Genomic DNA, 16079 nt, shown 5'->3' with positions numbered 1-16079 from the left:
CCAATCGCCGCCGACCCAATAATCCGACGGTGTGTGAGCGCACACTGCTCGCCGCCTCAGCAGGCGGGTGCCGATCTCACCGGCGGACGGATCACGGCGCGAGTAGTGCAGTACAGGACACCTCGTGATCTTGAACTGTTCGTCGAGTTCCTGTTCCTGCCACACTTCCGGCTGCATCCGCTCCAGAACAGCCGGCGACCTCCATCATTTCGCCGTAGGTCCTATGTTTCCCGCCGTCTCCACATTGCGCAGCAGTCGACGACGCCCAGACATCGGTCCTGCGGCGCCGCGCGAGGTCACCCGCCTTCCTCTAGCCACCGCCACCCTCGATGCGTCTGGCGGTCGGTTGCACAGGCCAACAGTGACCACCGAGGACCGCTCCACCCAAAGACCGCGACCTGCCCGAATCGCAGACCGAGCTGGCGCGCCTGATCGTCGCTCAACCCGAACACCGCCCAGCTTTCCTCGGCGTGCTGCCCATAGGGGCTGGCACCGACGACTGGCAGCGACCGGGTACGCGCCGCGGCGAGCTCCTGGTCCAGCACGATCATGCGCGCGGCGTTGTCCGCTGAGTCAGGTGTCCGATCCACTACTTCTTGAGAGTGTTCCGCGAATACCTGAGAGTGATCCGGATTCGGCGGATTTCCCATGACCGTCTGAGAGTGCGGCGTCCTCCGGGATGCCGGCGATGGTGCCCTCAGGTTGTGGACGACCTCTGTCGGCGGCGTCTTGTCGGAGGCATGTGCGACTCTGTTGCCGTTCGGCCAACGACCGGTAGTCGGATCGTCAGACACAGGGAGCCGATGACATGGCAACATGGTGCGCGGTGAGGGGGCGCGTTTGATGGACAACGCTCGAAGCGGACGGCTGGGACCGCAGAGGCCACACGACTATTTCTACAGCGTTCCCGACCACACCGACACGCTTCCCGACTACACCACGCGGGCCCGCGAGACCGGAGAGCGCATCGCTGTCACCCGGCCGCTGGCGCACAACGGCCGGGTGTTCTGGAAGCTCACCGACGCCGACAGTGAAGCACTCGCCTGGCTCGCATTCACCCGTCCAGATGCGCGTTCGGCGCTGGCCCGGCGCAAGGTGTGGACACTGATCCCGCACCTGCAGGAATTCTTGGCTAACTGGTTCGTGAGCGTCGACCACGAGCGCACCGATCAGAGCCAGTGGATACACACAAACATCGACGTTGATGAGGCACGCGACCTGGCACTCCTGGTGCCGCAACCGCAAGCCGAGGACATCAAGCGGATCACCCGACCCGAAGCGGTCCTGACCATCGACGACATCGATCGGCTCAAAGTGACGACGGTACTTGGCAGGGGAGCGGCTCAAGCATTAAGGACTCGGCGATGACTGACATCAAAAAAGAGGAATTCCATGCCTGGGCGTACGACGACCTGCTCACCAACACCACCCGTGGTGTGCTGGCCGAGTACATCGTGGCGATAGCACTCGGCATTGATGAGGTGAAGCGCGTCGAATGGCACAGTCACGACCTCGACGTCGACGTCGACGGTGTCAAGGTCGGGGTGGAAGTGAAATCGGCTGCCTACGTGCAATCGTGGGAGCAGACCCGACCCTCGGTGATCGAGTTCGGCATCGGTCCGGCAAAGGGGTGGGACGCCCACACCAACACCTATGCGCCCCGTGCGAAGCGAAGCGCCGAAGTGTACGTCTTCTGCCTGCTGAACGGCTCGATTGGCGAACCGGTCGATCCGCTCGACGTCAGGCAATGGACGTTCTATGTGATGCCCACGACCGAACTTAACCGAAACGTTCCGGAGCAGAAGAAGATTCGGCTCGGACGGCTGCTAGCCCTCGGTCCGAGGCAGTGTTCCTTCGACGAACTCAAGACCGCCATTCATGCGGCCGCAGAGTTGAACGGGCTCTCGGGCGGAGCGTAGCTGGCGAGCAACAACCTATGTGCGCTAGGCGCCCCGGTACATGAACGCGCGTGCAGCACGTTTCGCCGACGAAGGCGCCGAGCATCGAGCGCTTCCTCGGTCCCTAATCGGGCCAACCACGAAGCGGCCCAGGGTCATGTACGGGTGGCGACGGCTTAGGAAACGGATCTCGTCCGACGCGCCAATCGCCGCGGTGGCCCTCGTACCACATGCCCGTCGAACTCTCGCCGGCTTCAATCCGCACGCTGTGGCACCCGCGGTCATGCAGGACACCAATCGCGTGGAGCACCAAGCGAGATGTCGTAGCCGTCCATGAAAGGAAGCATGACACCGGACACCGACGAGTGCGGCGGCCTGCCGCAGTTCGCTCCGGTGCTCTCAGGTCTTCGTGAAACTTGTCCGGCACCGTCAAGTATTCGTGGACAAACAGGGTCGGACCCGTCCGAAACTACTTGAGAGTGCGCTGGTCAGCGCTCCTCCGTGCTCTCAAGAAGAAGTTCCGGATCGGGCAGCAGGGCCGGTCTCGGGCTGAATTGCGGTGACGATGTGCAAGGATCCCAACGGTGGGCGCTCGTCCGCGCTCCCGCCGGCTACTGGAACAACCCGGCCGGACTCGAAGCGCACCGCAGTCTGCTCGTAGTAGCACCACGGATCGTCACCCTCGGCCATGCTTCTCAGCGTCTCTGCGGCGGTCCAGGTGAAGTCCTCATACGCGGGCACCGGGTCAGTCAACCAAATGCGCGCATCTGCACGGCCGAATTTCCTCACCGTTGTCAGTGGCACAGTCCACAATCATGCGGTGGTACCGAGTTGTCGCGGGCGCGGCACCGCACCCGAGCATCGCCCATCCGATACACAAGCCCAGGCCGAGAGGAGCAACCACGATGCGTGAGCACCTCCTGACCCCGTCCAAGATCACGGCATGGTTGGACTGCCCGCACTACCTGACGTTGCGCCACCAGGTCGATGAGGGGCTACTCCCCCAGCCGAAGTCAATGTTCGGGTCGTTCGCCCAGCTCCTGCTATCGAAGGGCGAGGAGCACGAGAAGGAGTGCCTGGCCCACTATCGGAGCGACGGCAAGTCCGTTCTCGATGTTCCGGGCCGCCGTGATGGCGAGGCGTTCGCGGACTGGGTGGCGCGGAGCGGTAATCTCTTCGGTGAGAACTGGGATGTGGTGTACCAGATGCCGTTCATGCACGACGGCGTGCGCGGCATCGCGGATTTCGTTGTACAAGTGCAGGATCCCACGACAGGTGCCGTCTCGTATGAACCGGTCGACGCGAAGCTCGCCCGGTCCGACGCCAAGCCTGGTCACGTGCTCCAGTTGTGCTTCTACGCCGACGCCATCGAGGCGCAGACGGGAGTTCGTCCCGAGCACATGTACGTGTGGCTGGGTTCGGGGCATCTGGAGAAGTTGCGAGTAGACGACTTCAGCCCGTACTGGCGACGGCTGCGAACCCAACTGACTACCGCGCTCGCCGCCGGCCCGATCGCCGGAACGACCCCGCAACCCTGCGCGCACTGCGACTTCTGTGAGTTCCAGGAGTCCTGTGTGCAGCAGTGGCGCGATGACGATGCCCTGCATTTCGTTGCCGGCATTCGCCAGAGCGACATTGCCGCGTTGGCCGACGTTGACGTCCGGACATTGGCGGACTTGGCATCCCGGACCGACTCCGTGGAGGGGATGCGGGAACAACGGCTGCAACGGGTCGCCCAGCAGGCTGCGCTACAAGTGCAGGCACGACTCCAGGATGGGGTGCCGCCGTATCGTGTCGTGCCGCCCGGCGATGATCCTCAGTGGGGCCGTGGATTCGAGACGTTGCCGAAGCCCGACGACGGTGACGTCTTCATCGATTTCGAGGGCCATCCGTTCTGGCGTGCCGATACCGGCCTGTTCTTTCTGTTCGGCTTGCTCGAGCGCAACACTGACGGGCAGTGGCAATACCGCACCTGGTGGGCACACAATCAGGACGAGGAAGCGACGGCGACAGCTCAATTCATCGACTACTTGGCCGAGCGTCGCGGGCAGTTCCCCGACATGCACGCCTACCACTACAACCACACTGAACGGTCATCGCTGGTCTCACTAAGTCAGTCTTACGGCGTGGCCGAGCCCGCCCTCACCCGTCTCGTCGAGACCGGGTACTTCGTCGACCTCCTGTTGGTGGCACGCAACAGTATTCAAGCGGGAACTGAATCCTACGGTCTCAAGGCACTCGAACAGCTGACCGGATTTCAACGCAGCCACGAAATCGACAAGGGCGCAGGCGCTGTGCTGCAATACGAACGCTTCATGTCCGACGGCGATCGCGCTGATCTGGATGCCATCGCCATCTACAACGAGGACGACGTCCTGGCGACGATGGCGCTACGTGATTGGTTGATCGAACAGCGGCCTCCCGATATCGAATGGCGCTCAGCGCGTATCGAATTCGAGGAGAAACATCCCGAGTTCAACGAGCGGATCGCCCAGCTGCATAAGTTCGAGGTCGGCAGCGACGAGCATTTCCTTGGCGATCTTCTCGGCTACTGGGGGCGCGAGTGGTCGGCATACATCACCCCCAAAGTCGCCAATCTGGCCGGCGACGCGTCACGCCTCTATGAGGACCGTGAGGCCATCACCGGTCTGGAGTCCGTCGGCCTGATCGACCAGTTCGGCGCCAAGGGACAACTGCTCCTGCCCGCCATGCGATTCACTTTTCCCGACCAGGACGTCACGAGTTTTCCGCTGACGGGCAGCAGCGTCGTCTTCCTCGACCCCGACGGGATGAAGCGGTACGCGGAGATTGCTCAACTCGACCGTAACGAGCGCGTACTCGACCTCAAGTGGAACGAGGGTCTGCAGTACCTCGGCCACATACCGAAATCCGTTGTCGTGCATGACTGGGTCCAAGCGCAGCCCAAGCCGGAAGCCCTGTCTGCGTTCGCCAGCCAGTTGCTCGACGGCGGTCATGTCAATCCGGCGACGCTGGCCCTGCTGCGCCGCGATATCCCGACATTCACCACCGGAGGCGGTCCCGCTGGCGGAACGTTCACCGACGTTCTCGCCGATATGACGCAGTGGGTCACGAACCTCAATGCCAGCTGTGCCGCCATCCAGGGCCCGCCCGGAACCGGAAAGACCTACAGTTCAGCGCATCTGATTCACGCACTGGTCCGCAGCGGCCTGCGGGTCGGCATCAGCGCGAACACGCATGTCGCCATCGACAATGTGGTCAAAGAGGTCCTGAAGACGTTCGAGGAACTGGGAAGCATCGGTGAACTTCGCGCCGTACGAAAGACACCGGTTGACGGGACCAAGACATTCGCCGGGGTGATTCGGTATGGCGATAACAAGGTCTGTGCACGAAGCGAATTCAATGTGGTTGCAGGCACTACGTGGCTGTTCGCGTCGGAGGCGATGCGCGATGCCCCAGTCGATGTCCTGCTGATCGACGAGGCCGGGCAGCTTTCACTGGCCGACGCGTTGGCTGCATCCACCTCGGCACGCAATCTGGTGCTGCTCGGGGACCCGCTGCAGTTGCCGCAGGTGGCGCAGGCGGTCCACCCGCACGACAGCGGACGCAGCGTGCTCAACCACATCCTCGGCGAGGCAGTCACCATGCCCGACAACCGCGGTGCGTTCCTGTCCGAGACCCGGCGCATGCATCCCGATGTGTGTGGATTCATCTCTGACCAGATCTATGAGGGCCGGCTCAGTAGCCATCCCAACTGCGGCCAGCAGTCGACGATCGCCGGAACTGGCCTGCGGTGGCTGCGCGCCGGTCATGTCGGCTGTAGCACTGCTTCCGTCGAAGAGGCAGACCTGATCGCGGACGAGATCAGCCGACTGATCGGCACACCGTGGACGGACTTCGACGGCAACCAAAGTCCGTTGGCAGTAAACGATTTCATGGTGGTGGCGCCATACAACGACCAAGTTCGTACCATCCGCGAGCGACTCGACAGCTCCGATCGCACCCGCGGTGTGCCGGTCGGGACCGTCGACAAGTTCCAACCTGAGTTAGGACATTTGGCTTAGTGCCCCGGTTTTGGGATGCCGAGGGTGGTCAGGATTTCTTGTTGGGCTGCCAGGATTTGCGGTGGGAAGGTCTGGGTGGCGCCGTTGATGGCGATGGTCGCCGAGCGTAGCGGCCGCAGGGATTTGATGACTTTGGCGATGGCCAGGCCGCTGCGGTCCTGGACGTTGTGTGCGACGGCCAGGGCGGTGAACACGATGGTCAGGTGGGCTTCGATGGCGTCGCGGGTGCGGTGGAACATGGGCCGGGCACGAAGGTCGCTCTTGGACATGCGAAATGAGCGTTCGACGTGCCAGAGGTCGTGGTACTTCGCGATGATCTCGGCCGCGGGCATCATGGTGGCGGGGATGTTGGTGACGTAGCCCTTCAAGCCGACCAGTGATTGGGCGCGGGCCAGGCTGGCCTCGTCGAGGACGCGGTTGCCGGCGTGGGTGGTGACGAAGCGGGTGGACTTGGCGGCACGCTCCCCGTTGATGACGGCGCGGGCGCGGGTCTCCTGGGCGTAGAGGGTTTTCTGGTCGCGGCGTGCGCGTTTGGCCGAGTACGCCCAGACCGCACGCCAGGCGTTGGGGTGCTCGTCGGGATTCCAGGCCGGCTCACGCCGGTGCGCGGGATCATTGACGACGGATTTCGCGTGCCGGGGTGTGACGGTGTCGATGATCTGCCCGTCGGTGAAAACGTCACCGTTCCAATGGAAATGGGACGCCAGATCGATCGGGGCTTTCACACTCCGTGAGCCGACGATGAACCCGAGCCCGGCGTCGTCGAGTGCGGTCAGGTTGGTCGCTGACAGCATGCCGGCATCAGCGGCGATGACCATCGGGGCGTCACCGAGCTCGTGGCGGGATTGGAAGGCGTTGATGACCGGCACCAGGGTGGTGGTTTCGGCGGTGTTGCCCTCGAAACAGCCGACCTCCAACGGGAACCCGGTCCGATCCACGAGTAGACCGACGACGATCTGCGGATCGATGCGACGTTCCTTGGAGTAGCCGACCTTGCGCAGGTCGTCTTCGTTCTCGGCTTCGAAATACAAGGTGGTGACGTCGTACAACAGCAGGCTCAGCCCGCCTCGATCGGCGGCGTGGGTGAAGCACTTGCCGGCGATCACATCCCGGTAGTTGCCGGTGTTGACCTTGGCCAGGTGTCGTTGGATTGTCTTGTAGGACACGGTGTCTGCGCCCAGATCGGTCAAGACCCGGGCGGCATCGGCCTTGCTCGTCGGTTCGACCAGTCGGGCGATCACCAGATCCCGGAACACCGGATCATCGACGGCATTGAAACCCAGCCAGTCATACACCGCGGCGAGGGTGTCGTAGAGCAGTCGCGAACACGTCGCCGTGGTGCGTCCCGACGGCACCGCGGCGCCTTTGGGAGCACCAGCGGCGGGCAGGTTCAGCGTGCCGGCCCGCCAGTCGGCGACGTCATCGACGCGCTGGGTACGGGCAGTCACCTCGATGTCGAGGGCACCTTGATCGGCGGCGGCGATCCGGCGGCCCGCCTCGAGCAGGAGGCCCAGCTCGGCATCGGTATGCGCGGAACCGACATGCGCCAGAATCGTCCGCTGACCTCGATGTTTACGCACCACCTGCACCGCGACAGCGCCCGAGGCGGTGCGCACCTTCCGCACGTATGCCACCGCCAGAACCTACCCGCTTAGTGCCCCAAACGGGGCACTAAGCCGAGGAAACCTGCAGGTCAACGGACTGCGGATTCGTAGACCAGCCGACCATGACCTAAGTCAGGAGGCAGTCACCATGCCCGACAACCGCGGTGCGTTCCTGTCCGAGACCCGGCGCATGCATCCCGATGTGTGTGGATTCATCTCTGACCAGATCTATGAGGGCCGGCTCAGTAGCCATCCCAACTGCGGCCAGCAGTCGACGATCGCCGGAACTGGCCTGCGGTGGCTGCGCGCCGGTCATGTCGGCTGTAGCACTGCTTCCGTCGAAGAGGCAGACCTGATCGCGGACGAGATCAGCCGACTGATCGGCACACCGTGGACGGACTTCGACGGCAACCAAAGTCCGTTGGCAGTAAACGATTTCATGGTGGTGGCGCCATACAACGACCAAGTTCGTACCATCCGCGAGCGACTCGACAGCTCCGATCGCACCCGCGGTGTGCCGGTCGGGACCGTCGACAAGTTCCAAGGCCGGGAGGCAGCGGTCGTGTTCTTCAGCATGGCCACGTCAAGCGGCGACGACATGACTCGCGGCGCTGACTTCTTGTTCTCCCGCAATCGGCTCAACGTCGCGGTCAGCCGGGCTAGGTGTCTGGCGTACCTCGTTTGCACCGAGGCGCTGCTCGACACTCGGGCCCGCACGGTGGAGGACATGCGGTTGATCGCGACGTTGAATGCGTTTGTGGAGCATGCGATTAGGTAGCGGCAGGCATATGTAGGTCTACCCAATGAACCGACGAGGCCCTAGTTGCGCGGCTTGGCAACGTCAATGCGGTCGATCCTGATCATCGAAATACATTTGCAAGAAGCACTTCTCGACGCGTAGCGCTTATTACCCGGTCAATTGCTACCGAGGGTGCACCTCGGAGATTTCCAGTAGATCTTCACCCGACTTGACGAGCGCCTGCAGCTCACCGACCAGCTTGCTCAGCCCATCGTTCAATTCGGCTCGGTCGGCGGTGGCGTCAAGAATCGCCTGTCGTGCTGCTTCGATCAGTGGTTCGAGCTCGTTCATCGCCGCGCTCGCCGCAGAGGCACCCATGCGATCGAGCTCTGCGTCCATCTCCCTACGTTGGCGCTCTCGCTCCGATGCCTCCACTCGGGATCTGAAGAACTGTTCGGCGACCGACGATATTTCGACGAGCAGTGGAACCACAGCGGTCGCAGCCGCAACTCGCTTGCTCACGCCCATCGCCGACGTCGCGACCTGCGCCGGCTTTCGCAGTGTTGAGAGCTTCTCGTACTCGATTAGGGCTGTTAATGCTGCATTGGCAACCTGTTTGAACGCCGGCGAGACGACCTCGGTTGGTTCCTCGACCTCCGGTGCGCGCGTGGACCGTGCACGGATAGATTCGGCGAGCTCGTCCAGCTTCTGCCAAGATGGGCGCTGCCGCTCCAGGGCAATCGTCTCATCCACGTTGCGCAGTAGTTTCTCTATGTTGCGCTCTTGGAGTCCGTACCAAAAATCAATGGTTGTCTTCAGTGACTGCTGGATGGCATCGGCATCGCGCCGGTCGTCGACGGCTTGCCCCATCGATTCCGAGATCCTGCCGCGTAGATCCGCATCAGCGGACGCCTGCAGCGTACTCAGCTGCGTCACCCATGATTGGCGGAGTCGCAGGCCCTCGTCCGCGAAGCTTTCATGCTCGCTATACCTTGCTACCTCCGCGCGTAGTCCGTCGATCGCATTTGTGACCGACTGTCGCCAGAAGCGCTGAGCAGCAGCAGCTCTCAAAGATGTTTTGTTCCCGGAGCCGAGCTCTGCGAGCGCGCCCTGCAGTTCTGACATTCCGTCCCAGCTCCGGAAATCGTCCCACAGCTGCGGATCCGGATTGCGTTCCGATCCGGCCATCTGCGCGAAGTCCTGTGACACGACAAACACCGGTACAGACTCTTCGAGCCCCAGCGCACGGCGAAGTTCTTCGGTCTTTCGGTGGGCCCGTTCGCGGTACCCCTCAGGATCCGACTCGGGATCTACACCCGCCTCGTCGAATCTCGAGATGACGAACCACAAGGAGCCCGCCCTCCAGCCCAGCTTGAGCAACGTCTGGAGCGCAGAGAACTCAGCCGTCGCCAACTGAGGAGTAACCGTAACGATCGCGACATCAGTGAGCTCGACTGCGGCAGCGGCCAGTTGAGTGTTCATATCGGCGCGGGCGTCTTCGGCTCCCGTAACGAACCCGGGGGTATCTCGGAGCACACACCCCGCCGCGCAAATCTCGTTGACTTCGAACGTCTCATGGCGAGCACTAATCGTGAGCCACTCCGGCACCTCCACTCCGGAATCGACAACCAAGCGTCGAAGGAGCGAACTCTTCCCCGTGTCGTACGCACCGTAGACCGTTACGACAGGCTCATTGCTGGCCGCAAATCGTTGCCACCGCTCATCAGCGTCCAAACCGAGGTGCCCGCCGGGAATGGAGTCGAGCCAGGACTTGGCCGAAACAATGTCAAAGGGACTCACTGTGATATCGCTTCCTTCCGGACATCATCAAAGGCTTCCAACAGCGCGGCAATCACCGAGAGTCGTCGTTCCGCGCGGGACAAGTCGTATTGCGCCAGCATCTGCTGGTTCTTGTGGTCGTCGCGAACAGCTCCTATGTCAACAATTCGTTCCAGGAGGTAGGCAACGGGAGCGCCCTCGCCGCGCAAGAACTCCGCCATGTGATCTGCGCTGTTCTGCTCCACCGACTCAACCGCCGCGCTGACAGTTTCCTCCCAGTGCGCGCGCTTACCCTCGGTGCGCACCCAGCTGAACGCATCCCATGCAACCGCGGCGACCTGCAGTACCACTCCAGCTCGTGCAACTGTTTGGCCAAGTTTGACCGCACCCCACGGCTTGAAATTCTGGCCTAGCTTCTTCCCAATGACGTAGACGGCGTCCCGCGTGCCCGCTCCCGCCGCAAGTTTCTGCGCCGCCTCGGTAACGAACTTCCCCACCCCGACCACGTCGGCGGTAGCATCGCGCGGCGATTCGCCAGTGTCTGTCACGGGCTCGCTCAGCTTTTGAGTGAAGTTCATGGCGGCGAGCTCTCGATTTATTGCAGACTCGTGTATCGCTGCCCATTCGCCAATCTCATCGCTGGCAGATACCAAGAATCCCTCAACCTCAGCGTGGAGATCGGTGTTGTTCCAGGACTCCATGGCCGCAGCCAGATTCTGTTCATCGCCGCGGCTCACCTCGCGGACCTTCCTGATAGCTTCGGCCGTGTGCCGTGACACCAACTCTGACAGCGTGTGATCAAATTTGTCCGACAGCTGTTGAGCATCGTCCAGACACCTTTCTAGCGCCAGAATCAAAGAAGAATGAATATCGGCCGCCGATCGACTCGTCTCACTCTCAGCGCGTGTGGCAATCTGCAAGTGCAGCAGCTCTGCAGCCGCGTTATCGAATGCCGCTATCGCATTGGCCTGAGCTAAATCACTCGGTGACAATGAACGCAACGCTTCCAGAAACGCGTCGACGCCATCCCAGTCGCGATTGGCAGTGTACGAGTCGCAGGTGACCGATAGCTGGCTTCCGACGGCCGAGAATGGATCTGCGGCGATGCCGTGGATGTGATCCGCAGCGACGTCGATGCCCCGTGACTTCAACGCGGCTTGCAACTCCGCTGCCTTGCGATCGCGTCGGTTGAAGTACTCGTCGACATCGTTACTCGGGTCGACGCCAAGTTCGTCACAACGGTTGATGAGAAACAACATCCGTGGCCATTTGGCCGGCGCCGACTCGGTACCCTTCACCACTCCTTCGAGCCGGTCGGTGTCACCGATCAACAAGTTCACGTGAAGCAACACGATCACGAGCGAAGCGTTCGCAATAGCGGCGACCGCCCTTTCATCGTGGTCGCTGCGTCCGCTCTGAAAGCCGGGTGTGTCCACGAGGTCGATACGGCCCAATTCGTAGACGTGCACTTCGTCCGTCGTGGGATCAGCTCTGATGTGAAGCGTTTCGGGCACCTCACCGCCTAGCTCAACTAGCAGCCGTTTGATGAAGGACGACTTTCCCGCACTGAAGTCGCCAACAACAGCGATCCCCGGCCGGGCATTATGTGCTGGCTTCGCAGCAACTAGTGCGGCTCGGAATGCCGGGTCACTGCTGGCCGCACCAGACAGCAGCTCTATCCAGTTCGAGATGTGGGCGATATCAGGTCTCTTGACCGCGTCCGTGAGTGCGCGGCGCAGCCGGGCGCCGTCAAAGTCGTGGCGCTCACGGCATGAATCCAAAAACGCCGTGCTAGCTCCTAGTGGGGAGTCGACGGACGGTGTTGCGACGTCGAACCAGTCTTCTCCCAATAAGATGCGCTGGACATTCCCGCGACCTCCTCCACTCGCCGACGGGTCGCTAAATGACTGCTGCGCTTCGGCGAGGACGTCTACCTTGGGCGTTGTCGCAATTTTGCCCGCGCTGCTACTGAGCTGGTCACCGATAGAAGCGACCTGCTGACGCAACCGCGACAGCACCGCCGCCTCGCGCAGCAGTAACTTCACAACAGGTGCTGCTTGATTCCAGGCCATTGAGCGTGCGTCGCGGGCGAAGTCCTTCTCAATTCCGTCAAAAGTTTTACGAATCGCCGTGCGTCCAGCGTACGCAGCCTTGGCGCGCGCCTCAGCCCGCTGCCGTTCAGCGGAGTCGCCCTGCCGTCCACCGACGATGCTGAAAACCGACGACGCGATGCTGACTCCTGCGACGACGAGTCCGCCCGCCCAACCAATAGGGTTCCAGGCATTCGCGAGTGCAATCACCCCCACGGCGGCAGTGACTCCAGTCAACAGTCCCGTTGTCCTAAATGCGGTTTCAAAGGTCGCTGACCCCGAACCAGCCGAGCCGCCTATCTTGGAGGAGTCATGATCCGCCGAGAAGTCGCGATGCCGCAATTCGGCTGCAGCCATTGATAATTCGCGCTCAAGAAACTGTGCAGATTCAGACCACACCCGATCAAGAGCATCTGCTATTGCCGGTTCGTCGAACACTTCCTTGACGAACGATTCTTTGTCAACGTCCATGCGCTTCTCGAACGCCTCCCGCTCGAGCCGCTTGAAGCGCTTCAGCGCATCACCGCGTGGAGCCGAGAGGTGCGGCTTCAGTACTGTTCGCAGGTACCTGCTGAAAGTGCCGTCGGCCGGCGTGAGGTACGGGGCGCCACGCGCGGTCTCTGCAATTGTGAGCAGGTCACCGCTCCAGTCGTCGTCATGAACGAAGGCTCCGCGTTCCGCAGGTTCGAGGTAGCCAAGCACTTCAAGGTGTCGCGCGATCAGCCTGTCGACTTCGTCGAATCGCTCCTTGAGTCGCGAGTCGAGTGCACACAACATGTCGGCTTCGTCGGCGAGAATCGCCCGCATCCCCTCACGGAGCGAGGTCAATCGCAGCTGTGCACCACCAGAGGCGATCCCCGAGGTCAACAGCGCCTCGAGTGCCCCGAAATTCGACCAACGAGCCAGGTACTCCACCCCGTATTGCTCGCGTTCATTCAGAAAATCCCGTTCTGCAGGCCCCCGAAAGGGCAGACTTGCACGTGCGAACAACGCTCGCCTGCTGTGAATCGCGACCACGGGTGTTTCAGCCAAACCGATGCTGGCCAACTCGGTGCGGATGTTATCGCTATGTTGGCGGACGGGCACCGAAATATTTTCCCGGGCAGTCTGATTGGGGACCTTGGCCGGGTGCCGCCAACGTAGGTTCCGGATATTGAGTACGGCGATGGTGGGCTTGCCGTAGTGACGCACCCAATCGGCGACCTTTGAGAATTCGCTGGCTTGCTGACTTTGGCTGTCGAAGCACAGCAGGACGACGTCAGCGATTTCTACTGCTCGACGCGCGGTGGCCTCCAGTTCTGCGCGGCTTTTTCGGCCGCCCCAACCGTTGATCCCGGGAGTGTCGTAGAGCCGGCATCCCCGCCAGGGCACCGAGTGAACCTCAGTCGTCCAGTCACTTTCCCCGGGCGAGACATCGCTTCCATCCAGCTGACCGAAGGCCGACAGCAACGTGCTCTTCCCGGCGCCTGTGCGGCCGAAGAAAGCCACGTTGAAGGTCGACAGCACATCGCGCTGTTCGGAGAGGTGAGTACGCACCTTCTCAGCGAAGGCGGCGGTCGCGTCTGAGACCTCCTGAATCAGTGGTCCAAGCCCATCGGCTCGGGGCAGAGAAATGGCGTAGCAGTCGATCGCTGCCTCACCCAACTCGTCAAGCACAGCCATTTCTTCGTGTCCGGCCGTAAGTGCGCGCGCGATCGCCCTGTCGAAGTCGATTGCTTCGAGACCCTCCTGCACGCTGCCTCCCTAGTGTTGCGACCGCCCTCTAGCTCGTGCGGTGCACAGACGTTAGCTGACGGCTCCGACAGTCGGCGGCGGTTCGACCGTCCCAAAACTCCGACAAGTGGACGCAACCGCCTCACCCTGCGTGATACCGAACGATGCGAGCTCGGACGGTCTCCGCGGCACCACGCGGATCGGCCAGCCGCTCACCAAGAGTCTTGACGGCAAGGTCAGGCGGCAGTGCTACCGAGAACTTCAGCCCAGAGATGGCGTCGTCATCAACGCGCGGGACGGCCACAGGGTCTGCAGCCTTAACGTCATCTCCAGTGATTCCTTCTGGCAAAAGGACACTTTCGTTTTCGACCCCGCTCGCGTTAATGCCCAGCCCTGAGAGAAACGTCGCGTTTGCCTTCAAGCCGGCCCACGTCCACAGGCGCGCACCTCCCGCACCGCGAGAACGCAGGACGAGTCCGTCTCCACTGACCTCCGAAGCGCGTTCCTCCCGGAGTCGCTCCATCGCTGCCGGCACGCGCTTGGACAACTCGACCTCAGGCACCGCTCCAAGCAGCACTTCTCTCTTCGCGTGGCACACCTCGAAGGATTGCGTGACTGCACCGGACGGCCACTTCACATCGCCCTTAGTCGAAACCTCCTCGACCCACACGGTGAAGCGCTCCCAGTCGACATGTTGCACGAACCAGCCTCGGCCCGCGAGAACGAGGGGGCGCTGCTCGCGCTCTGGCCTGGCTGGAATGGCAAGCGGCGAAACGAATCCGATCTCCCTAATGCCTGCCATTACCCGCAACTCGAGATCGGCGACGAAGGTAGAGAGGAGGTCCATGAAGTGACGCTGCCCGAATTCCTTCTCCGCGCGCGGGCCGATCATCAACAACCCTGAGTCCTCAACAAGGAACTCCTGCTCGCGAAGATAGGCGAGCACCTCCGTACCGTCCGCCATGAGCGGAAGATCTCCCCACCACCGCGGCCAGTCCGATGCACCGAACGCCCCCTCTTGAAGCGCCAGTGCAAGGAGCTGTTGGGCAGCAAGGTGGCGTGGATGTGGTGGGGCGACGACCTTCTCGACGAATCCCCGCTTCCACAGAAGTAGCACGGCAGCAGCGTCGAGTAATCCGTCGAGGCTGGTGGCGAGAAAGAGGGTGTTACGACTCGTGCCCGCCCGCCTTCCAGTGCGGCCAAGCCGCTGCAGGAACGACGAGACAGTGCGCGGAGCGTCGATCTGGATGACCCGGTCGAGGTCTCCAATATCGATGCCCAGCTCAAGGGTCGAAGTCGCAACAATGACAGTGTCTTTGGCCTCGGCGAAAGCACGCTCACTCTGCCGCCTCTCGTCGACCGAGAGCGACGAGTGAGACACAAACGTCTGGACGCCGCGCTCGCGCAAGAGGAAAGCGAGTTCCTCGGCGGAACGACGTGATTCGGCAAACACCAGTCTCTTGTCTCCCCGATGGAGCCTAGAGATAACCGTGGCGGCGTTGTCCATGCTTCCGACATAGTCAATGGTGACCTCTGGGCTCACCGTCGGCGATGAGTCCTCTCGCACCACGATGACCGGTTTCCGGCCTTCGGTCGACCCCTGCATCCATGCACCAACAGACTCGGGGTTACCGATCGTCGCGGAAAGCCCCACTCGTTGAATCTTGTGTCCGGCAATCCGTTCCAATCGCTCCAGCACGGCAAGCAAGTGCCAACCTCGGTCGGATCCGGCAAACGCATGAAGTTCATCGATCACAACAGCTCGGATCGACCCGAGAAATCGTTCATGATCGACTCGTCGTGACACGAGCATGGCCTCTATGGATTCCGGGGTCGTCAAAAGAATGTCTGGCCTGTCGGCCAGCATGCGGCGACGCTCGGACTGCCCAATGTCGCCATGCCACAACCCCGCGGTTCTGCCTAGCCAGGAGCAGTAAGCGGTCACACGCGGGTGAATGTTGTTCAGGAGAGCGCGAAGTGGCGTGACATAGAGGATTGTCGTACCTGACCAGTTGCCCTCGATCATTTCAGAGAGCAGAGGAAAAACGGCGGCTTCAGTCTTGCCGCCGGCGGTCGGTGCGACAAGGACGCAGTCCGATCCCGACCTCACCGGACCGACCGATGCTTCTTGTAGTGACCTGAGTCCAGTCCAGCCCAGCGAGTTGACTATGTGGTATTCGATAGCCGGGTCGAGGCCAGTGAACGCCGACATC

10 protein-coding genes are annotated in these 16079 nt (G+C 62.0%); 4 read left to right on the top strand and 6 right to left on the bottom strand.

The features are described from left to right. Nucleotides 1-296: 296 nt before the first annotated feature. Nucleotides 297-590 (bottom strand): DUF3293 domain-containing protein, encoded by a 294-nt coding sequence (locus E0T84_RS31785; protein ID WP_171054912.1) that lies wholly within the window; start codon nucleotides 588-590, stop codon nucleotides 297-299. A gap of 253 nt (nucleotides 591-843) precedes the next feature. Between E0T84_RS31785 and E0T84_RS04350 the strand changes: the two genes are divergently transcribed. Beyond that, entirely contained in the window at nucleotides 844-1368 is a 525-nt protein-coding gene (locus tag E0T84_RS04350) for a hypothetical protein (protein WP_171054911.1), read from the top strand. Continuing rightward, complete coding sequence (locus E0T84_RS04345; protein ID WP_138743890.1) at nucleotides 1365-1919, top strand: hypothetical protein; 555 nt, start codon at nucleotides 1365-1367, stop codon at nucleotides 1917-1919. The genes E0T84_RS04350 and E0T84_RS04345 overlap by 4 nt, the downstream gene beginning before the upstream one ends. 486 nt (nucleotides 1920-2405) lie before the next feature. On the opposite strand, the gene E0T84_RS04340 is transcribed toward E0T84_RS04345, so the two are convergent. Then, nucleotides 2406-2639: a hypothetical protein gene (locus E0T84_RS04340; RefSeq protein ID WP_138743889.1), complete on the bottom strand. Its 234-nt coding sequence runs from the start codon at nucleotides 2637-2639 to the stop codon at nucleotides 2406-2408. 164 nt (nucleotides 2640-2803) lie between these two features. Between E0T84_RS04340 and E0T84_RS04335 the strand changes: the two genes are divergently transcribed. Continuing rightward, nucleotides 2804-5941 carry a TM0106 family RecB-like putative nuclease gene (locus E0T84_RS04335; RefSeq protein WP_138743888.1) on the top strand — a complete coding sequence of 1046 codons (3138 nt, stop codon included), beginning with the start codon at nucleotides 2804-2806 and terminating at the stop codon, nucleotides 5939-5941. On the opposite strand, the gene E0T84_RS04330 is transcribed toward E0T84_RS04335, so the two are convergent. Next, a complete protein-coding gene (locus tag E0T84_RS04330; RefSeq protein ID WP_055110997.1) occupies nucleotides 5938-7575 on the bottom strand; it encodes an IS1634 family transposase in 1638 nt (545 codons plus the stop codon). The genes E0T84_RS04335 and E0T84_RS04330 overlap by 4 nt on opposite strands. A gap of 118 nt (nucleotides 7576-7693) precedes the next feature. Between E0T84_RS04330 and E0T84_RS04325 the strand changes: the two genes are divergently transcribed. Beyond that, entirely contained in the window at nucleotides 7694-8323 is a 630-nt protein-coding gene (locus E0T84_RS04325; protein ID WP_138743887.1) for a DEAD/DEAH box helicase, read from the top strand. A gap of 144 nt (nucleotides 8324-8467) precedes the next feature. On the opposite strand, the gene E0T84_RS04320 is transcribed toward E0T84_RS04325, so the two are convergent. The 3 genes from E0T84_RS04320 to E0T84_RS04310 form a co-directional block, all read right to left on the bottom strand. After that, entirely contained in the window at nucleotides 8468-10084 is a 1617-nt protein-coding gene (locus E0T84_RS04320) for a GTPase domain-containing protein (RefSeq protein WP_171054910.1), read from the bottom strand. Next, complete coding sequence (locus E0T84_RS04315; RefSeq protein ID WP_138743885.1) at nucleotides 10081-13887, bottom strand: GTPase; 3807 nt, start codon at nucleotides 13885-13887, stop codon at nucleotides 10081-10083. Before E0T84_RS04315 ends, E0T84_RS04320 begins: the two co-directional genes overlap by 4 nt. A 121-nt stretch (nucleotides 13888-14008) precedes the next feature. Next, nucleotides 14009-16078 (bottom strand): DEAD/DEAH box helicase, encoded by a 2070-nt coding sequence (locus E0T84_RS04310; protein ID WP_138743884.1) that lies wholly within the window; start codon nucleotides 16076-16078, stop codon nucleotides 14009-14011. Nucleotide 16079 lies beyond the last annotated feature (1 nt).

The sequence above is a fragment of the Mycobacterium sp. DBP42 genome, assembly GCF_005924235.1.
Classification (GTDB): Bacteria; Actinomycetota; Actinomycetes; order Mycobacteriales; family Mycobacteriaceae; genus Mycobacterium; species Mycobacterium syngnathidarum.
This window is presented reverse-complemented; position numbering and strand designations above follow the sequence as displayed.